Source organism: Sphingobium sp. BYY-5 (assembly GCF_022758885.1).
Taxonomy (GTDB): domain Bacteria; phylum Pseudomonadota; class Alphaproteobacteria; order Sphingomonadales; family Sphingomonadaceae; genus Sphingobium.
The window spans coordinates 590927-616506 of record NZ_JALEBH010000001.1; the positions used below are offsets into that span (position 1 = coordinate 590927).

At 65.3% G+C, this 25580-nt stretch carries 22 protein-coding genes and 1 tRNA gene; 14 read left to right on the top strand and 9 right to left on the bottom strand.

Going from position 1 to position 25580, the window contains the following annotated elements; all coding sequences use genetic code 11:
* Window positions 1–44: 44 nt before the first annotated feature.
* The 9 genes from MOK15_RS02955 to MOK15_RS02995 all read left to right on the top strand — a co-directional run bounded on the left by MOK15_RS02955 (window position 45) and on the right by MOK15_RS02995 (window position 7544).
* Entirely contained in the window at window positions 45–1667 is a 1623-nt protein-coding gene (locus MOK15_RS02955; protein WP_242930236.1) for a DNA polymerase III subunit gamma/tau, read from the top strand.
* The gene (locus MOK15_RS02960) at window positions 1664–1987 is read left to right on the top strand and encodes a YbaB/EbfC family nucleoid-associated protein (protein ID WP_242930237.1); all 324 of its coding nucleotides are present in this window, start codon (window positions 1664–1666) and stop codon (window positions 1985–1987) included. The genes MOK15_RS02955 and MOK15_RS02960 overlap by 4 nt, the downstream gene beginning before the upstream one ends.
* A gap of 137 nt (window positions 1988–2124) precedes the next feature.
* On the top strand, window positions 2125–4521 hold the full coding sequence (gene lon, locus MOK15_RS02965; RefSeq protein ID WP_242930238.1) for an endopeptidase La: 2397 nt from the start codon (window positions 2125–2127) through the stop codon (window positions 4519–4521).
* A gap of 178 nt (window positions 4522–4699) precedes the next feature.
* Window positions 4700–4972: an HU family DNA-binding protein gene (locus MOK15_RS02970; protein WP_242930239.1), complete on the top strand. Its 273-nt coding sequence runs from the start codon at window positions 4700–4702 to the stop codon at window positions 4970–4972.
* A 339-nt stretch (window positions 4973–5311) separates the two neighbouring features.
* On the top strand, window positions 5312–5842 hold the full coding sequence (locus MOK15_RS02975; RefSeq protein WP_242930240.1) for a septal ring lytic transglycosylase RlpA family protein: 531 nt from the start codon (window positions 5312–5314) through the stop codon (window positions 5840–5842).
* Entirely contained in the window at window positions 5839–6435 is a 597-nt protein-coding gene (locus tag MOK15_RS02980; protein ID WP_242930241.1) for a nucleotidyltransferase family protein, read from the top strand. Before MOK15_RS02975 ends, MOK15_RS02980 begins: the two co-directional genes overlap by 4 nt.
* 78 nt (window positions 6436–6513) lie before the next feature.
* A tRNA-His gene (locus MOK15_RS02985) sits at window positions 6514–6590 on the top strand.
* A 65-nt stretch (window positions 6591–6655) separates the two neighbouring features.
* The gene (hisI, locus tag MOK15_RS02990; protein WP_242930242.1) at window positions 6656–7027 is read left to right on the top strand and encodes a phosphoribosyl-AMP cyclohydrolase; all 372 of its coding nucleotides are present in this window, start codon (window positions 6656–6658) and stop codon (window positions 7025–7027) included.
* Window positions 7014–7544: a hypothetical protein gene (locus MOK15_RS02995; protein ID WP_242930243.1), complete on the top strand. Its 531-nt coding sequence runs from the start codon at window positions 7014–7016 to the stop codon at window positions 7542–7544. The genes hisI and MOK15_RS02995 overlap by 14 nt, the downstream gene beginning before the upstream one ends.
* A 43-nt stretch (window positions 7545–7587) precedes the next feature.
* On the opposite strand, the gene MOK15_RS03000 is transcribed toward MOK15_RS02995, so the two are convergent.
* The 4 genes from MOK15_RS03000 to MOK15_RS03015 all read right to left on the bottom strand — a co-directional run bounded on the left by MOK15_RS03000 (window position 7588) and on the right by MOK15_RS03015 (window position 11558).
* Window positions 7588–8214: a YitT family protein gene (locus tag MOK15_RS03000; protein WP_242930244.1), complete on the bottom strand. Its 627-nt coding sequence runs from the start codon at window positions 8212–8214 to the stop codon at window positions 7588–7590.
* A gap of 108 nt (window positions 8215–8322) precedes the next feature.
* Entirely contained in the window at window positions 8323–9462 is a 1140-nt protein-coding gene (locus MOK15_RS03005) for an aspartyl/asparaginyl beta-hydroxylase domain-containing protein (RefSeq protein ID WP_242930245.1), read from the bottom strand.
* Between the two features lie 40 nt (window positions 9463–9502).
* A complete protein-coding gene (locus tag MOK15_RS03010; protein WP_242930246.1) occupies window positions 9503–10699 on the bottom strand; it encodes an MFS transporter in 1197 nt (398 codons plus the stop codon).
* A gap of 232 nt (window positions 10700–10931) precedes the next feature.
* Window positions 10932–11558, bottom strand: coding sequence for a class I SAM-dependent methyltransferase (locus MOK15_RS03015; protein ID WP_242930247.1), 627 nt, complete (start codon window positions 11556–11558; stop codon window positions 10932–10934).
* A gap of 414 nt (window positions 11559–11972) precedes the next feature.
* Between MOK15_RS03015 and MOK15_RS03020 the strand changes: the two genes are divergently transcribed.
* A complete protein-coding gene (locus MOK15_RS03020; protein WP_242930248.1) occupies window positions 11973–12863 on the top strand; it encodes an EamA family transporter in 891 nt (296 codons plus the stop codon).
* 12 nt (window positions 12864–12875) lie between these two features.
* Here the strand turns inward: MOK15_RS03020 and MOK15_RS03025 are convergent, their stop codons facing one another.
* Genes MOK15_RS03025 through MOK15_RS03035 form a run of 3 tightly spaced genes read right to left on the bottom strand, consistent with a single transcriptional unit; the run spans window position 12876 to window position 16809 of the window.
* Entirely contained in the window at window positions 12876–13556 is a 681-nt protein-coding gene (locus tag MOK15_RS03025; protein ID WP_242930249.1) for a L,D-transpeptidase family protein, read from the bottom strand.
* A 52-nt stretch (window positions 13557–13608) separates the two neighbouring features.
* A complete protein-coding gene (locus MOK15_RS03030) occupies window positions 13609–15876 on the bottom strand; it encodes an NADP-dependent malic enzyme (protein WP_242930250.1) in 2268 nt (755 codons plus the stop codon).
* Window positions 15877–15903: 27 nt separating this feature from the next.
* Window positions 15904–16809, bottom strand: a complete 906-nt coding sequence (locus MOK15_RS03035; RefSeq protein WP_242930251.1) for a LysR family transcriptional regulator — start codon at window positions 16807–16809, stop codon at window positions 15904–15906.
* A gap of 194 nt (window positions 16810–17003) precedes the next feature.
* On the opposite strand from MOK15_RS03035, the gene MOK15_RS03040 reads away from it, so the two are divergent.
* The 4 genes from MOK15_RS03040 to alaS all read left to right on the top strand — a co-directional run bounded on the left by MOK15_RS03040 (window position 17004) and on the right by alaS (window position 23928).
* On the top strand, window positions 17004–19106 hold the full coding sequence (locus MOK15_RS03040) for a malate synthase G (protein ID WP_242930252.1): 2103 nt from the start codon (window positions 17004–17006) through the stop codon (window positions 19104–19106).
* A gap of 122 nt (window positions 19107–19228) precedes the next feature.
* On the top strand, window positions 19229–19855 hold the full coding sequence (locus tag MOK15_RS03045) for a glutathione S-transferase (protein WP_242930253.1): 627 nt from the start codon (window positions 19229–19231) through the stop codon (window positions 19853–19855).
* Complete coding sequence (locus MOK15_RS03050; RefSeq protein WP_242930254.1) at window positions 19842–21101, top strand: Xaa-Pro peptidase family protein; 1260 nt, start codon at window positions 19842–19844, stop codon at window positions 21099–21101. The genes MOK15_RS03045 and MOK15_RS03050 overlap by 14 nt, the downstream gene beginning before the upstream one ends.
* A 172-nt stretch (window positions 21102–21273) precedes the next feature.
* Complete coding sequence (gene alaS, locus MOK15_RS03055; RefSeq protein WP_242930255.1) at window positions 21274–23928, top strand: alanine--tRNA ligase; 2655 nt, start codon at window positions 21274–21276, stop codon at window positions 23926–23928.
* Between the two features lie 138 nt (window positions 23929–24066).
* Here the strand turns inward: alaS and MOK15_RS03060 are convergent, their stop codons facing one another.
* The gene (locus MOK15_RS03060) at window positions 24067–24789 is read right to left on the bottom strand and encodes a DUF2807 domain-containing protein (protein ID WP_242930256.1); all 723 of its coding nucleotides are present in this window, start codon (window positions 24787–24789) and stop codon (window positions 24067–24069) included.
* Entirely contained in the window at window positions 24741–25487 is a 747-nt protein-coding gene (locus MOK15_RS03065) for a head GIN domain-containing protein (protein WP_242930257.1), read from the bottom strand. The genes MOK15_RS03060 and MOK15_RS03065 overlap by 49 nt, the downstream gene beginning before the upstream one ends.
* Window positions 25488–25580: the final 93 nt, after the last annotated feature.

Sequence of the window (25580 nt, forward strand, 5' to 3'; positions counted from 1 at the left end):
CATCCGGCTTCGACAATCCCTGCCCGAACGGGTAGGACAATCTTATGTCCGATTCCCCGCAACCCTATCGCGTCCTCGCGCGCAAATATCGACCGCGCAGCTTTCATGAGCTGATCGGCCAGGACGCGATGGTCCAGACGCTGGGCAATGCGATCAAGCGCGGACGGCTGGCGCACGCCTTCCTGATGACGGGCGTGCGCGGCGTGGGAAAGACCTCCACCGCGCGCCTGATCGCCAAGGCGCTGAACTGCATCGGCACGGACGGGCAGGGCGGCCCGACGATCGATCCGTGCGGCGTGTGCGAACCCTGCCGCGCCATCGCCGAAGGGCGTCATATCGACGTGGTGGAGATGGACGCCGCCAGCCATACCGGCGTTGACGATGTGCGCGAGATTATCGAGGCGGTGCGCTATGCCGCCGTGTCGGCGCGCTACAAGATCTACATTATCGACGAAGTCCATATGCTCTCCAAAAACGCCTTCAACGCGCTGTTGAAGACGCTGGAGGAGCCACCCGCCCATGTGAAATTCCTGTTCGCCACGACGGAAGTGAACAAGGTGCCGGTGACGGTGCTGTCGCGCTGCCAGCGCTTCGACCTGCGTCGCATCCCGGCCGAACTGCTCAGCGCCCATTTCGCGCATGTGGTGGAAGCCGAGAGCGTCGCTGCCGAACCCGATGCGCTGACGCTGATCGCGCAGGCGGCCGAAGGGTCCGCGCGTGACGGCCTCTCCATCCTCGACCAGGCGATCGCCCATGCGGAAACGGGGCCGGATAGCCAGGAAACTGCCCCGCTCGTCACCGCCGCTCAGGTGCGCGACATGCTGGGCCTGTCGGATCGCGGATCGGTGCGCCGGCTGCTTGGCCTGTTGCTGGAAGGCGACACGGCCGCGCTGCTGGGCGCGGTGCGCGATCAATATGCGCTGGGCGTCGAGCCGCTCGCGCTGATGCGCGGCCTGATGGAACTGGTCCATGCCGTGACCCTGGTGAAGGCCGGGCGCGACATCAACAGCCCCGGTCAGTCGGCCGAAGAGCGGGAGGCGCTGGCCGAATGGGCTGCGCAACTGGGTTTCGCGCCGCTCCATCGCCTCTGGCAATTGCTGCTCAAGGGGCATGACGAAGTGGCGAGCGCCGTTCTGCCGATCGAAAGCTGCGAAATGGCGCTGTTGCGCGTCATGCACGCCGCGACCATGCCCGATCCGGGCGAGGTGGCGCGGCTGCTGCGCGAAGGTGGGGCGGTGACGGCAAGCGCGCCGGGCGCGGCGCCCATCGCGCCTTCTTCCGCGCCCGTCGCACGTCTGCCCGCGACCTTTCCCGACCTGATCGAAGCCTTGTGGCAGAAGGGCAAGGGGCAGTTGGCGCAGGAACTTCACGATTGCGTGGGCGTCGTGCGCTATGCGCCGCCGCAGTTCGACTATCGCCCGACGCCGCAACTGCCCGGCGATTTCGCGTCCCGCCTGCTGTCGGCTCTGCGGGAGATCACCGGCACGCCCTGGCAGGTGGCGCAGAGCGACGCGGCAGGCGAACCGACCTTGCTGGAGCAGGAGCAGCGCAAGACGGCCGACGCGCGCGCGGATATTTTGGAAACCCCGGTGGTCAAGGCGGCGATGGCGGCCTTCCCCGATGCCGAGCTGGACGACAGGCTCGAACAATGGAGTGCAGAAGCATGAAGGACTTGAACGAAATCCTGGGCATGGCGAGCCGTGTTCAGGAAGAATTGCAACGCGCGCAGGATAATCTCGACAAGATGGAGGTCGAGGGTGCGGCAGGCGGCGGCCTGGTCAAGGTGCGGGCTTCGGCCAAGGGACGGATCGTCGGCGTGTCGATCGACGAAAGCCTGCTGTCGCCTTCGGAAAAGCAGATGCTGGAAGATCTGGTCACGGCCGCCTTCAACGATGCGCGCAAGAAGGCGGATGAGGTCAGCAATGCCGAAATGGGCAAGATGACCGCCGGCCTGCCGCTGCCCCCCGGCTTCAAGCTGCCCTTCTGATCGGAGCATTGTGAGGCGATAAGCTGCGGTTCATTGTTACCACGATATGACAGGTACCGATTGATTGACGCGGCGGGCATCCCCATAAAGGCGATGTACTGCAAGGATGGGCCGCTTGTCTTGGCCCCGGAGAATGAATGACTACGCAATATCCCCTTCTGCCGTTGCGCGACATTGTCGTCTTCCCGCAGATGATCGTTCCGTTGTTCGTCGGCCGCGACAAGAGTGTGGCGGCGCTCGAAGCCGCGATGGAAGGCAGTAAGGAAATCTTCCTGGTGTCGCAATTGGACCCGGCGGAGGATGATCCGGGCCGGGATTCGCTTTATGACACGGGTGTCGTCGCGGTCGTGCTCCAGTTGCTCAAGCTGCCCGACGGCACGGTGCGCGTGCTGGTCGAGGGCAAGCATCGCGCCCAGCTTGAACATATGGAGACGCGCGACACCTATCTGATCGCCGATGTCGCGACGGTCGAGGAAATCGCCGCCGAAGGGCCGGAGGCCGCCGCGCTGATGCGCTCGGTCGCCGAGCAGTTCGAGAATTACGCGAAGCTCAACAAGAAGCTGCCCGCCGAAACGCCGGTGCAATTGCGCGAGATCGAAGATGCCGGTCGCCTGGCCGACGCCGTGTCCGCGAACATCAATGTCAAGGTCGCCGACAAGCAGTCGCTGCTGGTCGAGGCTGATCCGGTCAAGCGGCTGGAGATGGTCTTCGCCTTCATGGAAGGCGAACTGGGCGTGCTCCAGGTCGAAAAGAAGATTCGCGGCCGCGTGAAGCGGCAGATGGAAAAGACCCAGCGCGAATATTATCTGAACGAGCAACTGAAGGCGATCCAGCGCGAGCTGGGCAATGGTGAGGGTGAGGACGGCGACGAACTGGCCGAACTGACCGAAAAGATCGCCAAGACCAAGCTCAGCAAGGAAGCCCGCGCCAAGGCGACGGCGGAGTTGAAGAAGCTCAAGGGTATGCAGCCCATGTCGGCCGAAGCGACGGTCGTGCGCAACTATCTCGACGTGCTGCTGGGGCTTCCCTGGGGCAAGAAGGGCAAGGTCAAGACCGACCTCAAGAAAGCGCAGGCGATCCTGGACGAGGATCATTTCGCGCTGGAGAAGGTCAAGGACCGGATCATCGAATATCTGGCCGTGCAGGCGCGCACCAACAAGCTGAAGGGGCCGATCCTGTGCCTCGTCGGCCCGCCGGGCGTCGGCAAGACCTCGCTCGGCCGTTCGATCGCCAAGGCGACCGGGCGCGAGTTTGTGCGCCAGTCGCTGGGCGGCGTGCGCGACGAGGCCGAAATTCGTGGCCACAGGCGCACCTATATCGGCTCGCTGCCGGGCAAGATCGTGTCGAACCTGAAAAAGGCGGGCACGATGAACCCGCTCTTCCTGCTCGACGAGATCGACAAGCTGGGCCAGGATTTCCGGGGCGACCCGGCGTCGGCGCTGCTGGAGGTGCTGGACCCCGAACAGAATAGCAAGTTCCAGGACCATTATCTGGAGATCGACGTCGATCTTTCAGACATTATGTTCGTGACGACCGCCAACTCCTTGAATTTACCTCAACCTCTGCTCGATCGCATGGAGATCATCCGGCTGGAAGGCTATACCGAGGATGAGAAGGTCGAGATCGCCCAGCGCCATCTGGTCGCCAAGCAGGTCGACGCCCATGGCCTCAAGGACGGTGAATTCATCGTGACCGAGGAAGCCGTGCGCGACCTCATCCGCTATTACACGCGCGAGGCCGGTGTCCGCACGCTGGAGCGGGAGATTGCGCGACTGGCGCGCAAGGCGCTGCGCAAGATCCTGGAAGGCGCCTATGACAAGGTCGTCATCACGCCCGAAAATCTCGCCGATTTCGCCGGCGTGCAGAAATTCCGCCATGGCGTGGGCGAGGAAGAGAACCAGATCGGCGCCGTCACCGGCCTCGCCTGGACCGAAGTGGGCGGCGAACTGCTCACCATCGAAGCCGTGACCGTGCCCGGCAAGGGCATCATCAGGACGACCGGCAAGCTGGGCGAGGTGATGAACGAGTCGGTGCAGGCCGCCTTTTCCTATGTGCGGGCGCGGTCGCCCGGCTATGGCATCAAGCCCAGCCTCTTCAACCGCAAGGACATCCATATCCATCTGCCCGAAGGCGCGGTGCCCAAGGATGGCCCTTCGGCGGGCATCGGCATGGTCACGACCATCGTGTCGACCCTGACCGGCATCCCCGTCCACAAGGATGTGGCGATGACCGGCGAAGTCACGCTGCGTGGCCGCGTGCTGCCGATCGGCGGCCTTAAGGAGAAGCTGCTGGCGGCCCTGCGCGGCGGCATCAAGACGGTGCTGATCCCCCAGGAAAATGAGAAAGACCTGGCGGAAATCCCGTCCAACATCCGCGAAGGGCTGGAAATCGTGCCGGTGTCCCATGTGGATGAGGTGTTGGCGCGCGCTCTGGTGTCGAAGCCGGAGGCGATCACCTGGACCGAGGAGGATGACCTGGCCGCGCAGCCGTCGACCCTGGCTGGACGTGATAGCGACCCCACCTTGCGGCACTGAAACAGGGGGAAAGCACGGCAATCCCGACTTCGCATCAATTTGCGCAACAGGGCGCAAAATTTGGTCGAAGCCGGGGTTTTTGTCGCTTTCCCTTTGACAGGCGCAGGAATCCGCGCCTTATTGCGCCCCCTACGCCGCGATTCCTAACTAACCAACAGCACAAGGGGGTTCCCAAGGCATGAACAAGCAGGATCTTATCAGCGCAGTTGCTGAAAGCAGCGGCCTTAGCAAGAATGACACGACCAAGGCGGTCGAGGGCGTGTTCGACGCCATCACCGGTGCTCTGAAGAAGGGCGACGAAGTGCGCTTGGTCGGTTTCGGCACTTTCTCGGTTTCGCAGCGCAAGGCTTCGACCGGTCGTAACCCGCGCACCGGCGAAACCATGACCATCAAGGCTTCGGCCCAGCCGAAGTTCAAGGCCGGCAAGGGCCTTAAGGACTCGGTGAACTAAGGGTCTGGGCGCCTGCTCCCGGCAGGCGCTCGCTCTGATTTTTTGCCGGCGTCGCGGCCGGAAAGTTTTCAGGAGAGTGATGCGCGCGCTGGGGTTGAACCTGAGCGCGCGGATGTCGAAAGCGAAGGGGTGAAGGCGGCCAGCCTTCGCCCCTTTTCTCTATCCCGCAATCTCGACGCGCCAGCACGGGCGCGGTAGGGAGGGGACATGATGCATTGGACCAGAGCGTTTTCCAAACAGGTGGAATCATCTGCTGACCCGGAAAACGCGGTAAAACAAAAGCTGGAGCAGCCGAACCGATGTAATCGGATCGGAATCTGGTCCAGAATGGCATGGACCATGCCCGCGCTTGCTCTAGCGGCGTGCGCCGGGGGCAATTACCGCCCCGTCAGCGATAGCCCCGTGCGGATCGGCCCGCCCTACAAGGTGCGCGGCGTGACCTATGTACCCGCCGCCAATCCTGGTTATGACATGCTGGGCTATGCCAGTTGGTATGGATCGGAATCGGGCAATCGCACGGCGAACGGCGAACAGTTTCGCGCCAAGTGGATCACCGCCGCGCATACCAGCCTGCCGCTGCCCAGCTATGTCGAGGTGACGTCGCTGGAAACCGGACGCACCATCCTGGTCCGGGTCAATGATCGTGGGCCTTTCGCCGGTCGTGGGCGGATCATCGACCTGTCGCGCGGCGCGGCGGAGGAACTGGGCATCCGCGCCACGGGCCATGCCGCCGTACGTGTACGCGTTGTTGATCCGCCCGGAAAGGATCGCGCGCGGCTGCGCAAGGGCAAGCCAGCGCGCGAGCGGCCCAGAGTATCCGAAGGCACGCTCGCCGGCCTGCGTGCGCAATTGCAGGCCATGGGCCGTTGAACGCGCCGGTCCCGGCGGAACAGGCGGTGCGTCGCCTGGCCGCCGGGCATCCGGTCGTCGGGATGATCCTGTCCCGCTGGGCGGCGGTGCAACTGTCCGATGCCTGGCTGTCGGGCAGTCTGCTGGCGCAGGCGCGCTGGAACGAGATGTTCGGTTTCCCGCCGCTCCACGGGATCGCCGACGCCGACATCATCTATTTCGACGCCACCGATCTGTCTCAAGCGGCGGAACAGACGGCGGCGGAGCGGTTGCAGGCGGCTTTCGCCGATCTGCCGGTCCGTCTCGACGTCAAGAATGAGGCGCGGGTGCATCTCTGGTATCCCGACCATTTTGGCGTCGCGATCCCGCCCTATCGATCCGCGATTGATGCGACCATGACTTTTCCGACCACCGCTTCGGCGGTCGCCATCACGCCGCACGCCCTGTCCGCGCCCTTTGGCCTCGACGACCTGCTGGCGCCGCTGGTCCGGGCCAATGCAACCCAGATCGACCAGGCTTATTATGAGGCAAAAGCGCGGCGCTGGGCGGCGCATTGGCCCGATCTTCCGATCCTGCCCTGGAACGAGGCCGTTCGCCGCCCCGCCCCTTCGTAATAAAGTCTTCATTGTCCGCTTGACGGGGGAGGAGTGGCCGCATATGTGGCGCTTCTCGCGGGGCCGCTGGCCCCCATGGCGGTCGTAGCTCAGTTGGTTAGAGCGCTGGTTTGTGGTACCAGAGGTCGCGGGTTCGGATCCCGTCGATCGCCCCATTTTCCCCATTTTGTTGTGCCTTTCGGGGCTTCGCAGCGGCGCGATTGGCCGATATAGCGCAGCCATGGACGATGCGCGCGACAAGGGGCTGGCCCTCAATCCGAAATATGACGACAATGGCCTCATCACCGCTGTAGTGACGGATGACGCCAGCGGCGAAGTGCTGATGGTCGCGCATATGAATGCGCAGGCGCTGGCCCTGACGGTGGAGACCGGCCTTGCCCATTTCTGGTCGCGCAGCCGTCAGGCGCTGTGGAAGAAGGGCGAGACATCGGGCCATATGCTGGCGGTTCGCGACATCCGTATCGATTGCGACCAGGACGCCGTCTGGGTGAAGGCGGCGCCGGCCGGTCCTACTTGCCACACGGGCGCGCGCTCCTGCTTCTTCCGCCGGATCGGGCCGGAGGGTCTCAGCAGCGTCGATGCGGCGGGCTAGCCTTGCGTTCCTGATCCTGTTGACGGCCTGCCAGCGTGCGCCGGCGGGGGGCGATCCCGCGCGCGAAGCGGGAAGCATGTCGGCCTCCGGGCTGGAGCGGGCCGCGATCGAGAGCGGCGCTATCGCCGACGCTGGCAGGGTTTCGCCCGTGGGCCTGTTTCAACGCCGCCATGAAGCCGGGCGCGACGCTCTGTGCGTCATGCCGGGCAAGGACGGGCAGTTCCGCTTCGGGCTGGAGGCGAATTTCGGCGAAGAACCGCATTGTCGCGGCCATGGCGTTGCGCGCCGGGCGGGCGACAAGCTGATCCTGAGCTTCAAGGGCAGCGACCGCTGCATCATCGTTGCCCAATATGACGGGGATCAGGTCGCGCTGCCGGGCGTGGTCGATATGGCCTGCGCGGACCTGTGCGACGGGCGGGGGTCGCTGGAAGGCGTCAGCTTCCCGCGCATCGCCAATGACGCCGCCAGCGCCCTGCGCGCGAAGGATCGCGGCAACGCCCCGCTCTGCAAGACTTGAGCTTCCCGCTTAGCTCCGTTTAATCGAAGCGAACGGCTCTACTTCAATAACCGATATAGCGGCCCGGCCGATGGTTCACGACCAGCACGGCGTTCATCGCGGCGGCGGACAGGATCGACAGGGCGAACCGGTCGAGGCTGAGGAGCGGCAGCGAGCCGAGCAGGATCACGATGTCGCATCCCATCTGCGTGCGCCCGGCATTCCAGCCGCGCGACTTTTGCAGGATCAGGGCGACCACGCCGACGCCGCCCACGCCCGCGCCATGCCGGGCGATGGCGAGGATGCCGAAACCGATGATCGATCCGCCAAACAGGGCGGCAAAAAGCGGGCTGACCTTCGCCACCTGCATCGCCAGGGGCATGGCCAGTCCCATCGCCATGATCGCGACATTGGCGAACAGCGTCTTCAGGCCGAACGCCCGCCCCATCGCCCGCCCCGCGAAGAGGAAGAAGGGGATGTTGATGAGGATGAAGAGCGTCGCGGGCGACCAGGGGATGAGGTAGGAGAGTAGCAGCGCGATCCCCGCCATGCCGCCCGTCACCAGATTGGCCTGTTTCAGCAGCATCAACCCCATGGCGATGAAGGCGCAGCCGATGGCGATGGCATAGCCGTCTTCGGTCAGGCTGTGGGGACGGGCAGAGGATGGCTGCGAAGGCAGGAGGGGAGGCATGGCAAAGTCCGTGAAGCATGGGCGCCCCGGCCATCCTCTTGCTATTATATTGCGCGGCCTGATAGCGATGTGTCCGCCCGCTGCAAAGCCCGAAAGCGGGGCGGTCGTTCAGCCGCCCGTATCGACCTGCGCCGGGCCGAAGCTGTCGATCGCCTGGAACAGGCGGGTCAGCGCGTCGCGTTCCTCCGCCCCGATCTCCGGCCGCCACACTTCGAACAACAGCACTACGCGGGTTTCCTGGCTGCGGTTCCAGGCTTCATGCTCGAAGCTGTCGTCGAACAACAGCATTTCGCCCTTGCGCCACGCCCGCGTTTCCGCGCCGACCCGCAGCGCGCAGTCGCCGGGCGCCAGCAGCGGTAGGTGGCAGATGAGGCGGGTATTGAGCAGCCCGTGATGCGGCTGGATATGCGTGCCCGGCTTGAGCAGCGACCAGAGCGCCATGGGGGATCGGCCCGCGATCACCGGTATGGGCGCATGGGCCAGCGCGGCCATCACCGATGGGCAGCGCTCCGCATTTTCCGGCACAGGCGCGCCATTCTGCCAGAAATAGAGCGCGCCCCAGCTTGGATCGTCGCGCAGCGGATTATTGGGGGCGGGCCGGTCCGCCGATGTTTCGACATAGGGGGCGAACTCCGCCTCCTGCGCGCGCACGGCCGCCAGTTCCGCGACGATGGCGTCGGTCATCGCTTCCATCGGCGCGACCCAGTCGAACTCGTCGCGCTCATAGAAGGCGCGCTGGGGCAGGCCGGGGAAGTAGAACATACTCGGCTGTTGTAGATAGAGGGTACGCTTGCCCAGTAGCAGGTCGGTGGCATGGGCGACGCGGGGCAGGGGCGGCAGGTCGCGGACAGCGGCGATCAGATGATCCTCGAACCGCTTGCCCGATTGCGCGATGCTGGCCTGTGCCTGCTGGAGCAGCGGCTGGAGCTGCGACGGCGCGCCGGTTGTGGCTGCCTGCGCCAGGGCGGCCTGGAACCATCCGGTCGAGCCGCGCTCGTCGCCACGACGCAACGCATTCTGCCCCATGGCGAGCAGGGCGGGAATATTGCGTATATCGCCGTCCAGGATGTGCCGCAGCGCCGCCGCCTCGCCGTCCAGGTCGCCTGTACGGTTGCACGCCTGCGCCAGCAGCATCGCCGGCGGGTCCGCCATTTCCCGCAACGTCGCCAGCGCTACTTGCACATCGCCCCGCCGCAGGGCGGCGACGGCCGCCTCGGCCAGCATCGTCTCTCTTGCCTGATCGCTCATGCTCTCGCCTTATCGGGCGATGGGGCTGGACGAAAGCGGCTTATTCGGCCGCGGCCGGGGCGAAGTTTGCCTGCCGCCGTTCCAGCGTGATGGCGAGAAGGAAGATGGCCAACCCACCCAGCGCCAGCGCGCTGCCGATCCAGCCGGTGGACACCAGGCCATAGCCCGCCGCGATCGACAGGCCGCCCAGCCACGGGCCGATCGCGTTGGCGACATTGAACGCGCTGTGATGCAGCGCGGCGGCCAGCGTCTGGGCATCGCCCGCCACGTCCATCAGGCGCGCCTGGAGCGGCGTGCCCAGTCCGCCGCCGATGCCGATCAGGAAGACGATGATGCCGAGGGTCCAGATATTGCCGGCCATGATCGGGAACAACGCCAGCGACACAGCGCTCCAAAGCAGCACGCCGATGACGGTGCGATTTTGCGCCCGATCGGCCAGCCAGGCCGCGGCCAGATTGCCCAGAGTCAGGCCGACGCCGAAGATGATGAGGACCAACGGCACATAGGTTTCGGCCACATGGGTCACTTCGATCATGGTCGAGGCGACATAGGTATAGACGGCGAACATGCCGCCAAAGCCGATCGCACCGGTCAGCAGCGTCAGCCAGACCTGCGTTTTGCCGAGCGCGGTCAGTTCACGCATCGGGCTGGCCTTGGGATCGCCCGCATCGCGCGGGGCGTAGAGCGCGACCAAAGTCACCGTCGCCACCGCCAGCGCGGCAACCACGAAGAAGCCCGATCGCCAGCCCAGCGCCTGCCCCATCCAGTTGGCCACCGGCACGCCCAGCACGGTCGCGACGGTCAGGCCGGACATGACCTTGGCGATTGCCAGCGTTCTTTGCTCGATCGGCACCAGGCTGGCGGCGACCAGCGCGGCGACGCCGAAATAGGCGCCGTGCGGCAAGCCGGACAGGAAACGGAACAGCAGCATCCAGTGATAGCTGGGCGACAGGGCGGACAGGGCGTTGGCGATAGCGAACATCGCCATCAGCCCGATCAGCAGCGTCCGGCGCGGCAGTCGCGCGGCAAAGGCGGCGATCACCGGCGCGCCCGCCACGACGCCCAACGCATAGGCGCTGATGGCGTGGCCGGCGGTGGGGGCGTCGATGTGGAGATCGCGCGCGAAGAAAGGCAGCAGGCTCATCGACGCAAATTCGGTCGTGCCGATCGCGAAGGCGCCGACCGACAGCGCGAACAGGACAAGCGCGGGATGCGCGTTCTGGGGCCGGACGCCCATGGCAAGCTCCATGCTGCAATGCAAAATAATACGGAAGCCCCGCAAATGGGCCTGCTGACAGCGTTGGTCAACCCCGCATATGTATGAGATTCCTGCACGTGCAGTGGCGCTTTGGCAGTGCCTCAGCTTGAATTTCGGATTTCGACCCAAACCGGCAACGCAATCCAGCCCCGCTTGGCGCTACATGCAGACGTGACACGCCGCTTCCTTCCGGCCCGGTACTCTGGGTGCGTCATGTCCGGCTAGCCCGAACGCTCAGCCACCGATCGTCGGGCTTTCCGATGCACCGACGTACTTCGCTGACGGTCCAGCCGGTGTCTGTGAGTGCGGACAACAGGGCAGATTCGCGCCAGTACGTCTCGACGTAGCGCCGAGGCGCTACAGCGCTGCCGTGCGTGGACATCTTCTCGCCATCGCCTTCTCTAACCGAGGCGTGCAGTTGGCCGCCGGTCCGGGTCGCCTCGGCAAGCCGTCCAAGCACCGTGCTGAAATCCTCGCGCGCGATGTGAATCAGGCAGGCGCAGGCCCAGATCCCGTCGTACGGCGTGCCGGGATGCAGCGGGTCGGCCAGGTCTTCGGTCAGCGGGTCCAACAGGTCGGCCTCGTAACCACTCTCGCGAAGCAGTTCGACGAAACCCTTCGCAATGTCGGTGCGCCGGACACTCATTCCTCGCTTCTCAAGCTCAAGTGCATCTCGCCCGCCACCGCTTCCGATCTCCAGCACCCTGCCAGAGCCACCCAGCTCGGTTGCGAACGCATCGATCTCTATCGCGACCCATTCGGGCATCGCCGCAGCCTCGGCAGCATATTCCGCCGCGACCGCATCATAGGACCGCACCGTATCCCGGTCAGTGCTCATCTTGGCGCTCCTCCATCAAAAAAAGGCCGCGACGGGCGAGGGGACATCAGCCCGTTGCGCCCTTCACAGCTTCGGCTGTTGGTGACATCGCGGGCGATTGTCTTCCCAGCCATAACAGAAATTCGATCTAGGGCGGATCGACATTCAGGTTAAAGCGGAAGCTTCAGCCTCATTTTCAACGTCATGCCGGATCAAGTCCGGCATCCAGAGTCGCAGGCGACGCCTTTTGTGGCCCTGGATGCCGGATCAGGTCCGGCATGACGGCTTGGGAAGCGCATAAAACTGTGAATGTCGATCGGTCCTAAGACACAGCCCGCGTTCACGGCGTTCCTATGCAAATTGAGGCACGATCGGCACTTTTCGCAATTGATATGATTTAATTCCTGGCGCCCGATCGGCTATGGCGCGCCCATCATGACGGGGAATGACGGCAACAGGGCGCGCGGCGCCGCGCTGGCAGGGGCGGGGGCGGTGTTGCTGTCGCTCTGTTCGATGAATTTGGGCGCGGCCTTTGCCAAGACGTTGTTCCCGTTGGTGGGCGCCTATGGCATCGCCGCGCTGCGCATCGATCTGGCGGCGATCCTGCTGCTGCTTTTCCGTCGGCCATGGCGTCGTTCCATCCCCCGCGACGTGCGCTGGGCGCTGCTGGCCTATGGCGCGACGTTGGGCCTCATGAACCTGCTCATCTACCAGGCCTTTGCGCGTATCCCGCTGGGCATCGCCATGGCCATCGAAGTGACCGGGCCGTTGGCGATCGTGTTGTTCGGATCGCGCCGGCCGCGCGATTTCCTCTGGCTCGCGGCAGCGGTCGCGGGACTGCTCCTGCTGCTCCCGCTCAGAAGCGACGCGGCGCTCGATCCATTGGGTATCGCGTTCGCCTGCGGCGCAGCGGCCTGCTGGGCGCTCTATATCGTCACGGGCAAGCGCGTGTCTGGCGCGCTGGGCGGCGATGCCGTCGCCTGGGGGATGCTGGCCGCCGCGATCCTGGTCATGCCGGTGGGCCTGACCCATGCGGGCGCGGCGCTCTTCTCGCCCTGGGTGTTGATGGTCGGCATCGGCATCGCGCTGCTGTCGAGCGCCTTGCCCTATTCGCTGGAGATGGAGGCGCTGCGGCGGCTGCCCGCGCCGGTCTTCGGATTGCTCTTGAGTTCGGCTCCGGCCATCGGTGCGCTGGCGGGCTTCATCGTGCTGGGCGAGCGGTTGACGCCGGTTCAGTGGATCGCGATCGCCTGTATCGTCGTCGCCTCGGCCGGCAGCGCGCTCACCGCCGGGCACAAGCCCGCGATCGAGGATGCGCCTCAGTAAATTTCATCGTCATTACCCGCCAACCTGCGCCTTGCTCACGTCCAGCATCTTGCCGTTGGTGATGACCGCGATGTCGCCCAGCTTGGTGACGCCGAACAGCTTGCGCGCAAATTCCACTGGCACGCCGATGCAACCATGGGTGCCACGGCCATATTCGACGTCGCTGCCATGAATGAAGACGCCATCGCTGGTCAGGCGCTGCGCGTAAGGCATGGGCGCGTCGTAGAGGTTGGACACATGATCGGCGTCCTTCTGCGTGATCGGGAAGGCGCCCTGCGGACTCGGCTTGTCTGTCGCGCCGTAGAGGATGACCGCTGCGCCGATCTCGTATCCCGCACGGAACACGGACAGGGTTTCGGCCTTCAGATCGATGGTGATGATGACGGGACCGGTCGCGGGTGCGCCCTTCTCGTCCCAGACATAGTCGCCATGGCGAAAGGGGCCGTCGATCGGCAGCACCCGCTTCACCGTCAGCGCGCGCGGATCGATTTCCATCGGCTGGTCGCTGCGCCGTTCGGTGAGCTTGGCGGGAGCAGGGGCCGGTTTCGCCTCGGCCGCTTCGGCAGGGGCGCTGTCCTGTCCGGCGGGCCGGTCGATCCAGTGCATCGCCAGCAGCGCCGCGCCGCCCAGCCCCAGGCCGATCGCCAGCTTGGGTCCGGCGCTTTTCGCCAATGCCTTGAACAAGCCCGCCATATCCGTCCTCATGCCTCCAGTTGCGTCGGAGGATAAGGGCGAAAGGTTAAGCTCAGCCTTCGCGCGCCACTTCCGCCGCGGCGATGGCGGTCAGGTTCAGGATGCCGCGCGACGTGACGCCGGGCGTCAGCACATGGATCGGCTTGGTCAGGCCCATCAGCATCGGCCCGACCGTCGGCGAACTGGACGAAGCGGCGAGCGCCGTCAGCGTGATGTTGGCCGCGTCCAGATTGGGCATGACCAGCAGGTTGGCCGGCCCCTCGAACCGCGAATCGGGGATCAGCCGTTCGCGCAAGGCCTGGCTGAGCGCTGCGTCGGCGTGCATTTCGCCGTCCACCGCCAGTTCGGGCGCAATCTCGCGCACCAGCTTGAACGCCTTGCGCATCTTGCGCGCACTGTCGGTGTGCGACGCGCCGAAATTGGAGTGGGACAGTAAAGCCGCGCGCGGGATCAGGCCGAAATGCCGGAGTTCGGCCGACGCCGCCAGTGTCATTTCGGCGATCTGTTCGGGCGTGGGGTCCGGCACCATATGGGTGTCGGTGATGAACAAAGCGCCCGCGTCCAGGATCAGGCCTGACAGCGCGTAGACGCGGCTATGGCCCGGCACCCGGTCGATGATGCGCAGCACATGTTCGACCTGCCCCCAATATTCGGAGCGGCCGCCGACCAGCGCGGCGTCGACCCGGCCGGTGCGCAGCAGCATGGCGGCGGTCACGGTGGGGCGGCGATAGACATGGCGCAATATCTCGTCCGCTGGCACGCCCTTGCGCGCGGCGATGGCGCGATAGGCTTCCACCAGTTCGCCCATCACCAGATGGTCGGTTTCGGGATCGATCAGCTCGACATCCTTGTCGAGGTCTAGGCTAAGGCCCAGTTCGGGCAGCTTCTGTTCCAGGATGCGGCGGCGGCCGACGATCGTCGGCCGCACAATCCCTTCGTCCAGCGCGTCGCGAACAGCGCGTAACACGCGGTCATCCTCACCCTCGCCATAGGCGATGCGGCAGGCGCTGCCCCTGGCGGCCTCGAACACCGGCAGCATCAACTGGCCGGAACGGGTCGCCTGGCGGGTCAGGCTGCGCTTATATTCGTCCAGGTCCAGCGTCTTCTTCGCCACGCCGCTGTCCATCGCCGCCTTGGCGACGGCGACGGCGATCTCGCCGATCAGGCGCGGATCGAACGGGGTGGGGATGATATAGTCCGCGCCGAACACCAGCTTGCGCCCGCCATAGGCCTGGGCGACGCTGTCATGCGCGGGCATCCGGGCGAGGGCGGCGATGGCGTCGGCGGCCGCCACCTTCATCGCTTCGTTGATCTGCGTCGCGCCGACGTCCAGCGCGCCGCGGAAGATATAGGGGAAGCACAGGACGTTATTGACCTGATTGGGATAGTCCGACCGGCCGGTGGCGATGATCGCGTCGGGGCGCACTTCGCGCGCAGCCTCCGGGCGGATTTCCGGCTCCGGATTGGCGAGCGCGAAGATCAGCGGATTGGGCGCCATCAGCGGCAGCCATTCGGGCTTCAGCACGCCCGGCGCCGACAACCCCAGGAACAGGTTCGCGCCCGGCAGCACGTCGGGCAGGGTGCGGGCATTGGTGTTGCGGGCATAGCGCGCCATGTTGGGCAACATGCCCTCACGCCCGGCATGGATGACGCCGTCCTTGTCGGTCATGGTGACATTTTCGACCGGCAGGCCCATCGATACCAGCAGGTCGACGCAGGCCAGCGCCGCCGCGCCTGCGCCCGACGTCACCAGCTTCGCATCGGCCAGCGTCTTGCCCTGCAGCACCAGCGCGTTGCGCACGGCCGCCGCAACGACGATGGCGGTGCCATGCTGGTCGTCATGGAAGACCGGAATGTTCATCCGTTCCTTCAGCCGCGCCTCGATCGCGAAGCATTCGGGCGCCTTGATGTCTTCCAGGTTGATGCCGCCGAAGGTCGGCTCCAGCAGGGCGACGGCATCGACGAACTTGTCCGGATCGGTAGTGTCGACTTCGATGTCGAACACGTCGATGTCGGCGAATTTCTTGAAGAGGACGGCCTTGCCCTCCATCACCGGCTTGGACGCCAGCGCGCCGATCGCGCCCAGCCCCAGTACGGCGGTGCCGTTGGAGATGACGGCGACCAGGTTGCCGCGCGCGGTATATTCCATTGCCTTGTCGGGATCGGCGGCGATCTCGACGCAGGGCGCCGCGACGCCGGGCGAATAGGCCAGCGCCAGATCGCGCTGGTTCACCATGCGCTTGGTCGGCTCGATGCGGAGCTTACCGGGCTGGGGATAGCGGTGATAGTCGAGGGCGGCGCGGCGGGTGTTATCGTCCATGCGATGGGCCTTAGAGATTGCGTTCCGCTAGAGCAAGCCAGTGCGTTCCCATGGGGGCGTCGGCACGTAAAGCCCGGCGAGGAAATCGACGAAGGCGCTGATGCTGCGCGGCGGATTGGCCTGCGGCAGTTGCACCGCGAACAGGCCGACATCGGCGGACCCCTCATAGGCTGGCATTATCTGGCGCAGATCGCCGCGCACCAGCGCCTCGCTGATGTCCCAGAGTGATCGCAACGCAATGCCGCCGCCCGCCAGCGCCAGTTCGCGCACCAGTTCGCTGCTGTTGGTGCGTACATGGCTGCGCCCCTCGACCGTGACCGGCCCCTTGGGACCGACCAGCCGCCAGGGCATTTGTCCCTCCGCAGCGAGCAGCCGGTGCGCCTTGAGGTCGGCGATGCGTTCGGCTGTGCCGAACCGCTCCAGATAGGCGGGCGCGGCGCAGAGGATGCGCCGGTTGGTCGCCAGCCGCCGTGCAGTCAGGCCCGGCCCCGGATCGGCGGTGATGCGGATGGCCAGGTCCGCGCGGCTGTCGATCAGGTCGGCGAAATCGTCGGACAGGTCGACGCTCAGTTCCACCCTGGGGTGCGCATCCAGGAAGCGCTGGAGATAGGGCGCAAGGTGCATCCGCCCGAAGGAAGTCGGCGCAGTGACGCGCAACGATCCGGACGCCACCGCCGACGCGCCCGACACACGCCGTTCCGCCTCGTCCAGCGCCGCCAATATGCCGCGCAGGTCGGCGTGGAGCCGCTCGCCCGCCGGTGTCAGCGCCAGCCGCCGCGTGGTGCGATGGATCAGCTTCGCGCCCAGCCGTTCCTCCAGCCGCGCCAGTCGTTTGGACATCATGGCGGGCGAAACATGCATCCGCCGCCCCGCCGCCGCCAGCCCGCCTTCATCCACGACGCGCACGAACAGTTCATGGTCGGGGTCCATCATATTCGTTCACCATAAGAATGACTGTCTTCGAATAATAGCGAATATACGGCATAATGGGAATCGGTTATCTTCTCCCCTCATAGATCGTCATTCCCGCGTAGGCGGGAACCCATCTCCCAACGTCGCGGCTATGGCCAAGGCCGGAGATGGATCCCCGCCTGCGCGGGGATGACGGGGTAAAAAAGGAGTCGATCATGATCGAAAAATCCGGCCTTCAGGTCGCCACGCCACTGGCCGATTTCATCGAGCAACGCGCGCTGCCCGGCACCGGCATCGCACCCGATGCCTTCTGGACAGGCGTTGCCGACATCTTCGCGCGCTTCGCACCGGAAAATGCGGCGCTGCTGCGCAAGCGCGACACGTTGCAGGCGCAAATCGACGGCTGGCACGAACAGCGCAAGGGCCAACCGCATGACGCCGCCGCCTATCAGGCCCATCTGCGCGACATCGGCTATCTCGTTCCCGAACCCGCGCCCTTCGCGATCGGCAGTGAGCATGTCGATGATGAAGTCGCCCGCATGGCCGGGCCGCAACTGGTCGTCCCCATCCTCAACGCCCGCTTCCTGCTCAACGCCGCCAATGCGCGCTGGGGCAGCCTCTATGACGCGCTTTACGGCACCGACGCGATCCCCGGCGCGCCCACCGGCAAGGGCTATGACGCCGCGCGCGGCGCGCAGGTTATCGCCTGGGCCAAGGCGTTTCTCGATGATGCCATCCCGCTGGCGAACGGTAGCTGGGCCGAGCTGTCGAGCGACGATATCGCGCTCGCCGACCCCGCGCAATTCATCGGTACGAGCGGGAAGGGCCGCCTGTTCCGCCATAACGGCCTGCATATCGAGGTCGTTTTCGATCGCGATCACCCTATCGGCGCGACCGATCCCGCCGGCATCGCCGACGTCATCCTCGAATCCGCGCTGACCACCATCTGCGACCTGGAGGATTCGGTCGCAGCGGTCGACGCAGCGGACAAGGTTGCCGCCTACACCAACTGGCTGGGCCTGATGCGCGGCGATCTGACCGAAACCTTCGAGAAGGGCGGCAAGATGATGACCCGTGCGCTCAACCCCGACCGCGCCTATAGCGCGCCGGACGGCAGCGCCTTCACCTTGGCCGGTCGCAGCCTGTTGTTCGTCCGCAATGTCGGCCATCTGATGACCACGCCTGCCATCCGCCTCCCCAATGGCGAGGAAGCGCCCGAAGGCATATTGGACGGCATCGTCACCAGCCTGATCGCGCTGCATGACCTCAACGGCCGGAACGCCAACAGCCGCGCGGGCAGCGTCTATATCGTTAAGCCCAAGATGCATGGGCCGGAGGAAGCCGCCTTCACCAACCGCCTGTTCGACGGGATCGAGGACATGCTGGGCATGGCCCGTCATACGATCAAGGTCGGCGTCATGGACGAGGAACGCCGTACGTCCGCCAACCTAGCCGCCTGCATCCACGCCGTCCGCGACCGCATCGTCTTCATCAACACCGGCTTCCTCGACCGCACCGGGGATGAGATGCACACGTCGATGCAGGCCGGTCCCATGATCCGCAAGGGCGAGATGAAGGCGAGTGACTGGATTGCGGCCTATGAGGATCGCAACGTCCAGATTGGCCTTGCCTGCGGCCTGTCGGGCCGGGCGCAGATCGGCAAGGGCATGTGGGCCGCGCCCGATCGCATGGCCGACATGCTGGAGCAGAAGGTCGGCCACCCGAAAAGCGGCGCCACCACCGCCTGGGTTCCATCCCCCACTGCCGCGACGCTGCACGCGACCCATTATCACCGCATCGACGTCTTCACCCGGCAGGTCGAGCGCGCGGCGGAAGGAATAGCGCCGCTGGACAAGCTGCTGACTATCCCGGTCGCGGTCGGCCGCAATTTCTCCGAAGAGGAGATCGCGCAGGAACTGGACAATAATGCGCAGGGCATCCTGGGCTATGTCGTCCGCTGGATCGACCAGGGGATAGGCTGTTCCAAGGTGCCCGACATCCATGACATCGGCCTGATGGAGGATCGCGCGACGCTGCGCATTTCCGCGCAGCATATGGCCAACTGGTTGCTGCACGGCATCTGTACAGGCGAGCAGATCGACGCGGCCCTGACCCGCATGGCCGCCAAGGTCGACGCGCAAAATGCAGGCGATCCGCTCTATCAACCGATGAGCGGGCGGGAAGGGAAGAGCCTCGCTTTCCAGGCCGCCCGCGCGCTGGTGTTCGAAGGCGTCGCGCAACCCAGCGGTTACACCGAGCCGCTCCTCCACGCCTTCCGCGCGCAAAAGAAAGCGGAGGTCGAGTTGGAAATCGCGTAACTTCCCCGTCACCCCCAACTTTCCCGTCATCCCCGCCTGCGCGGGGATGACATGCTTTCGCTTGAACTTGGCAACCCTCCCATGCTGCGTTACCCCTCACCGATGCACAGCAGGGAGGTGGCATGACCATCATCGTCCATCATCTGAACAACAGCCGGTCGCAACGCATTCTCTGGCTGTTGGAGGAACTGGGCGAAGCCTATGAGGTCCGCCCCTATGAGCGCGACCGCAAGACGATGCGCGCGCCCAGGGAACTGCGCGCCATCCACCCGCTCGGCAAATCCCCGGTGGTGGAGGTTGACGGCCATCGCCTGATCGAAACCGGCGCGATCATGGACTATCTGGTCGCCCGCGCCGACAATCGTTTCGGCCCGCCCGCCGACGCGGAAGGCGCGATCCGCTACCGCCAGTTCCTCCATTATGCCGAAGGGTCGATGATGCCGCCGCTGCTGGCGCTGCTCGTCCTGGGCAAGCTCGGTCTGCTTGGCCGCCCCGCGCGCCCGACGGTGCAGCGCATGTTGGACGATCATCTCGACTGGCTGGAAAGCGAACTGGCGACCCGTCCCTATTTCGCGGGCGACAGCTTTACCGCCGCCGACATGATGATGAGCTTTCCGCTGGAGGCGTCCCGTTCGCGCGGGGGCCTGGACGAATCGCGCCCGCACCTGATCCGCTGGCTGAACGAAATGCACGCGCGGCCCGCTTTTCAGGCAGCGCTCGAGACCGGGGGACATTATGCCTACGCCTGACCGCCGCACATTGTTGCGCTACGCCGCTGCGGGCCTCGCCACTGCTGCGATCAGCCCGCGCCTCTTCGCGCAGGAGAAGGCGGGCGAAGCGCTCAGGTCGATCATCGGCGATGTCGTGCCGATCGGCAGGGCCGAACGCGCCGACCGCCTTGCCCGCGCGCAAAAGGCGATGCAGGCGGCCGGCATCGACGCCCTGCTGGTCGAGCCGGGCGCGAGCCTCATCTATTATACCGGCGTGCGCTGGCACCGGTCCGAACGGTTGACCGCCGCCGTCATCCCGGCCAGCGGCGCGCCGCTGATCGTCTGCCCTTTCTTCGAGAAGCCCTCGATCGACGAATCGCTCGCCATCCCCGCCGAAGTCCGCGTCTGGCAGGAGGATGAAAGCCCCTATGCACCGATCGCCGACTTTCTGACCGCAAAGGGGCTGGCGAAGGGGCGTATCGGCATAGAAGAAACAGTCCGCTATTTCGCGGTCGACGGCCTCAAGGCCGCGCTCCCCGCCGCGACCCTGGTGAAAGATCCCGTCACCCGCGCTATCCGTATGCGCAAGACGGCGGCCGAAATCGCCTTGATGCAGAAGGCTGCGGACGTCACCATGGCCGCCTATCGCTGGACCTACCCGCAGGTGAAGGCGGGAATGGTCCCCGCCGACATCGGCGCGCTGATGAGCGCCGCGACGAAGCGGCTGGGTGGCGAGGTCGAATTCAACTTGATCCTGCTCGGCGAAGCGGCCGCCTATCCCCATGGCTCCGGCAAGCCGCAGGCGGTGCGCGCGGGCGAAGTGGTGCTGATGGATTGCGGTTGCACGGTCGAGGATTATCAGTCCGACATCAGCCGCACCTTCGTCTACGGCGCCGCGCCCAATGCGCAGCAGCGCAAGGTCTGGAACGAGGTGTCGCAGGGCCAGAAGATCGCGATCGAAGCCGCAAAGCTGGGCGTTCCCGCCGGTTCGGTCGACGATGCCGTGCGCGGCTATTATCAATCGCTCGGCTATGGTCCCGGCTATGCGCTCCCCGGCCTGTCCCACCGCACCGGTCACGGCATCGGCATGGAGGGGCATGAGCCGGTCAACCTGGTCCATGGCGAAACCACCAAGCTGGACGTGGGCATGTGCTTCTCCAACGAACCAGGGCTTTACCTGCCCGGCACCATGGGCGTGCGCATGGAGGACTGCTTCCACATGACCGCGCAGGGGCCGCAATGGTTCTCGAAGCCGCCAGTGTCGATCGAGCAGCCGATCGGGTAAAGGATACGGAAATAGGCACCGTCATTCCCGCGAAAGCGGGAACCCATCTCCCAACCTTGCGCCTGCGGATATGGCAGGAGATGGGTCCCCGCCTTCGCGGGGATGACGAAAGTGAAAGTCGGGTTCAAATCCCCCGCTTGTGCGGCGGACCGCTTCTCACTAAATCGCCCCCATGACTTCGACCAACGACATTCGCCGCTCTTTCCTCGACTATTTCGGGGCCAACGGCCACACCATCGTTCCGTCGGCGCCTTTGGTGCCGCACAACGACCCTACGTTGATGTTCGTCAACGCGGGCATGGTGCCGTTCAAGAATGTCTTCACGGGGCTGGAAACGCGCCCCTACAAGACCGCGACGTCGAGCCAGAAGTCGGTCCGCGCGGGCGGCAAGCATAATGATCTCGACAATGTCGGTTACACCGCGCGCCACCATACTTTCTTCGAAATGCTGGGCAATTTCAGCTTCGGCGACTATTTCAAGGAACAGGCGATCACCCATGCCTGGACCCTGCTGACGAAGGAATGGGGCCTGCCCGCGGACAAGCTGACCGCGACCGTCTATCATACGGACGACGAGGCGTTCGACCTGTGGAAGAAGATCGCGGGCCTGCCGGAACATCGCATCATCCGCATCCCGACCAAGGATAATTTCTGGGCCATGGGCGACAGCGGCCCCTGCGGTCCCTGCTCGGAAATCTTCTACGACCATGGCGACCATATCTGGGGCGGTCCTCCCGGATCGCCCGAAGAGGATGGCGACCGTTTCGTCGAGATCTGGAACCTCGTCTTCATGCAATATGAGCAGGAAGCGAACGAGATCGTTTCAGAACTGCCCCGGCCCAGCATCGATACCGGCATGGGGTTGGAGCGCATCGCCGCCGTCATGCAGGGTGTCCATAACAATTATGACACGGATACGTTCAAGGCGCTGATCGAGGAATCGGGCGCGATCACCCGCACCGCGACCGATGGCGAATTTCAGGCCAGCCACCGGGTCATCGCCGATCATCTGCGCTCCACCAGCTTCCTGATCGCCGACGGCGTGCTGCCCGCGAGTGAAGGCCGCGGCTATGTGCTGCGCCGGATCATGCGCCGCGCCATGCGCCACGCGCATATCATCGGCGCGAAAGACCCGCTGATGTATCGCTTGGTGTCCAGCTTGGTGTCGGAAATGGGCGGCGCCTATCCCGAACTGGTCCGCGCCCAGCCGCTGATCGAGGAAACCCTGCTGCGGGAGGAAACCCGCTTCCGCAAGACGTTGGAAAACGGCCTGCGCCTGCTCGACGAAGCGACTGCCGACCTGGTTGAAGGCGCGGCCTTGCCGGGCGAAACCGCCTTCAAGCTCTACGACACGTTCGGCTTCCCCTATGACCTGACCGAGGATGCGTTGCGCACCCAGGGCCTGACGGTCGACCGCGCCGGATTCGATGCCGCCATGGCCGAACAGAAGGCCGCCGCGCGCGCCGCGTGGAAGGGATCGGGCGAGAAGGCGTCGGATGAAATATGGTTCGATATCGCTGAAAAGGCGGGGAATACCGAGTTTATCGGCTACAGCTCGACCGAGGGCGAGGGCGAGGTTCTGGCCATCGTCAGCGACGGTGTGAACTTCGACTCCGCGAGCGTCGGAGAGACGGTCACGATCATCACCAACCAGACGCCTTTCTACGGCGAAAGCGGCGGCCAGATGGGCGACGCGGGCACGATCTCCTCGCAGGGCGGCCTGTCCGCGACGGTCGAGGATACATCCAAGCCGCTCGGCCGCCTGCACGCGCACAGGGCGCTGATCGAGGCGGGCAGCGTCAAGGTCGGCGACACGATACATCTCAACGTCGATGTCGAGCGTCGCGACCGCGTCCGCGCGAACCACAGCGCCACCCACTTGCTCCACGCCGCGCTGCGCAAGGAACTGGGCGCGCATGTCACGCAGAAGGGCAGCCTGGTCGCGCCCGACCGCTTGCGCTTCGACTTCTCGCACCCCGAAGCGCTGACCCATAAGCAGATCGCGGCGGTCGAGGCGGATGTGAACGCGCAGATCCGCCATAATGACGAGGTCACGACCCGTCTGATGACGCCCGATGACGCCATCGCGGCGGGCGCCATGGCGCTGTTCGGTGAGAAATATGGCGATGAAGTCCGCGTCCTGTCGATGGGGAAGGGCGATGAGCATAGCTATTCGGTCGAACTGTGCGGTGGCACCCATGTTCGCGCGCTGGGCGACATCGCCTTGTTCAAGATCGTCGGGGAAAGCGCCGTTTCCTCCGGCGTCCGCCGCATCGAGGCGCTGACCGGCGAGGCTGCGCGCCTCTGGCTTTCCGACCGCGAGGACAAGCTGCGCCAGTCGGCCGCCGCGCTCAAGACCACGCCCGAAGAGGTGCCCGCTCGTATCGCCGCATTGGTCGAGCAAAGCCGCAAGCTGGAGCGTGAACTGGCCGACGCCAGGAAGGCGCTGGCGCTTGGCGGCGGGGGGTCGGCTCAGGCCGCTGGTCCGGAGAAGATCGGCGCTGTCGATTTCATCGGCCAGGTGATCGACGGTCTCGATCCCAAGGAACTGCGCGGCATCGTCGACCAGAACAAGGCGACCTTGGGCAGTGGCGTCTCTGCGGTCCTCGCCGTGGTCGATGGCCGCGCTACTATCGCCGTGGGCGTGACCGACGACCTGCTGGGATCGATCAGCGCGGTCGATCTGGTTCGCGCGGGCGTGGAAGCGCTGGGCGGCAAGGGCGGCGGCGGCCGTCCCGACATGGCGCAGGGCGGCGGTCCCGAAGGCGAAAAAGCGCGGGCCGCGATCGACGCGGTCAAGGCCGCGCTGGCCAGCGTCCCGGCCTGATCGACGTCGCAGGCGGGATTAGAGTCGGATGACATTGGATTGATCCACCTCGTCATTGCGAGCGTAGCGAAGCAATCCATTGTCGCAACATGGATTGCTTCGCTACGCTCGCAATGACGATATCAATGTCATCCGACGCTAATAGCTTTCCCCGCCGCACGATATTCGTCCCGTCCCGCGATTGTCGACGGTGCAGGCGGGCTTGCCGCCGACCGTCACGTCGCCTGATCCGGTTGCGACGATCTTTGCCGTCACATCCGCCGTCAGCACGATGCTGCCCGGCCCCTCATTGGTGATGCTTGCCTGCCGCGCGCGCAGCGGTTCGGCGGCGACGGCGCCCGGACCGCTGACCCGGATGTTCGCGACGCCCGCCCGCCCGGTCAGGATCGTGCGCCCGCCGCCCGCCAGCGTCAGGTCCAGCCGGTCGAGCTGAACATCGCCCACGCTGACATCGCCATTGCCGCCCAGCATGATCTGTCCGGACAACCCCTTCATCCGGTTGATCGCGATCGATCCGCCACCGGCCAGCACCACCCGCTCGATCATGCCGGTCGACAGGCGCAAGGTGGCCGCGCCGCTGCTCTTCTCGCCCGCCCGCGCCCGGTCCATGCTGACGATCAGCAGCCGCCCCGACACATCGACCTTCAACCGGTCGAGCGCGCCCTGATCGCCTTCCGCGCGCGCCGACACGCCACCGCCGGTGGTCAGCACGACCGTGACGGGCGCATCCACACGGATCGCGTCGAAACTGGTGATGGTGTAGCCGCGTGTCGCCGCGCTGGCGGGCGCGGCGACGGCCAGGCCCGCCGCGATCAGGGCGCGCAGCGCGCCTCGCCCGACCCCATGATGCTTTGCCTGCACTGCGCTTTGCCTTTCACCGTGACGTTGCCCGATCCCAGGATGTTGATATTGAATGGGCCGTCCGATGCAAAGGCGGCATCACCTGATCCCAGGATCGATACCTTGCCCTGTCCGGCCTTGAGGCCCGTACCGGAGAAATTCCCTGATCCGGTCACGGAAATGTCCGCCGTCTCCGCGGCTCCTGCGATGCTCAGGTCGCCCGATCCGGTGATCTCGGCCTTCAGCGCGCTAACATTGGCCGCCGCGATCTTCAGATTGCCTGATCCCGTCAGATCGGCGGTGAAAGAGGCGCCATCGGCGTGATCGACGTCGACATTGCCTGATCCGGTCGCATCGACGCTGTTGATCGTCGGCATCGAAACGCGGATGGTGGCGCCGCGATCATCGCTCCAGCTCATGCCGAACCGCTTCTTGCGCCCGATTTCCAGCCTGTCGCCATGAACCTTGATCTCCAGCCGATCGAGCACCTTCTGGTCTCCTTCGGCACGCACCGAAAAGTCGCCGCGCGTCACGATCACATTATCCGGTCCGGTCGCCTCGATCGCCGTAAAGTCCTTGAGTCGGGCCCATGACGATGGATTGGCGGACGGGGCTTCGCTCCGGTCATGAGTCCCTCCGGATTCCCGCGAACAGGCGGCGGGCACCAGGGCGAGGGAGGCGATCAGCACAGCGGGGGTGAGGGCGGTTCGACGCATCATGGTCTCCTGTAACTGTATTGCCAATATAATACACAATCTTCGTGGCGGTTCCAAGCCCCCTTGTTCGTTGCGCGTAAAAAGCCATGATAAGCT

Excerpts from the sequence above, each read along its gene's own strand:
- MOK15_RS02995 (WP_242930243.1), top strand. The coding sequence starts at position 7,014 with ATGCGGCGGGCTAGCCTTGCGTTCCTGATCCTGTTGACGGCCTGCCAG.
- MOK15_RS03030 (WP_242930250.1), bottom strand. The coding sequence starts at position 15,876 with ATGGACGATAACACCCGCCGCGCCGCCCTCGACTATCACCGCTATCCC.
- MOK15_RS03040 (WP_242930252.1), top strand. The coding sequence starts at position 17,004 with ATGATCGAAAAATCCGGCCTTCAGGTCGCCACGCCACTGGCCGATTTC.
- MOK15_RS02975 (WP_242930240.1), top strand. The coding sequence starts at position 5,312 with ATGCCCGCGCTTGCTCTAGCGGCGTGCGCCGGGGGCAATTACCGCCCC.
- MOK15_RS03000 (WP_242930244.1), bottom strand. The coding sequence starts at position 8,214 with ATGCCTCCCCTCCTGCCTTCGCAGCCATCCTCTGCCCGTCCCCACAGC.
- MOK15_RS03020 (WP_242930248.1), top strand. The coding sequence starts at position 11,973 with ATGACGGGGAATGACGGCAACAGGGCGCGCGGCGCCGCGCTGGCAGGG.
- MOK15_RS03025 (WP_242930249.1), bottom strand. The coding sequence starts at position 13,556 with ATGGCGGGCTTGTTCAAGGCATTGGCGAAAAGCGCCGGACCCAAGCTG.
- MOK15_RS02960 (WP_242930237.1), top strand. The coding sequence starts at position 1,664 with ATGAAGGACTTGAACGAAATCCTGGGCATGGCGAGCCGTGTTCAGGAA.
- hisI (WP_242930242.1), top strand. The coding sequence starts at position 6,656 with ATGGACGATGCGCGCGACAAGGGGCTGGCCCTCAATCCGAAATATGAC.
- MOK15_RS03010 (WP_242930246.1), bottom strand. The coding sequence starts at position 10,699 with ATGGGCGTCCGGCCCCAGAACGCGCATCCCGCGCTTGTCCTGTTCGCG.
- MOK15_RS03045 (WP_242930253.1), top strand. The coding sequence starts at position 19,229 with ATGACCATCATCGTCCATCATCTGAACAACAGCCGGTCGCAACGCATT.
- MOK15_RS03035 (WP_242930251.1), bottom strand. The coding sequence starts at position 16,809 with ATGATGGACCCCGACCATGAACTGTTCGTGCGCGTCGTGGATGAAGGC.
- MOK15_RS02955 (WP_242930236.1), top strand. The coding sequence starts at position 45 with ATGTCCGATTCCCCGCAACCCTATCGCGTCCTCGCGCGCAAATATCGA.
- lon (WP_242930238.1), top strand. The coding sequence starts at position 2,125 with ATGACTACGCAATATCCCCTTCTGCCGTTGCGCGACATTGTCGTCTTC.
- MOK15_RS03050 (WP_242930254.1), top strand. The coding sequence starts at position 19,842 with ATGCCTACGCCTGACCGCCGCACATTGTTGCGCTACGCCGCTGCGGGC.
- MOK15_RS03005 (WP_242930245.1), bottom strand. The coding sequence starts at position 9,462 with ATGAGCGATCAGGCAAGAGAGACGATGCTGGCCGAGGCGGCCGTCGCC.
- alaS (WP_242930255.1), top strand. The coding sequence starts at position 21,274 with ATGACTTCGACCAACGACATTCGCCGCTCTTTCCTCGACTATTTCGGG.
- MOK15_RS02970 (WP_242930239.1), top strand. The coding sequence starts at position 4,700 with ATGAACAAGCAGGATCTTATCAGCGCAGTTGCTGAAAGCAGCGGCCTT.
- MOK15_RS03065 (WP_242930257.1), bottom strand. The coding sequence starts at position 25,487 with ATGATGCGTCGAACCGCCCTCACCCCCGCTGTGCTGATCGCCTCCCTC.
- MOK15_RS03015 (WP_242930247.1), bottom strand. The coding sequence starts at position 11,558 with ATGAGCACTGACCGGGATACGGTGCGGTCCTATGATGCGGTCGCGGCG.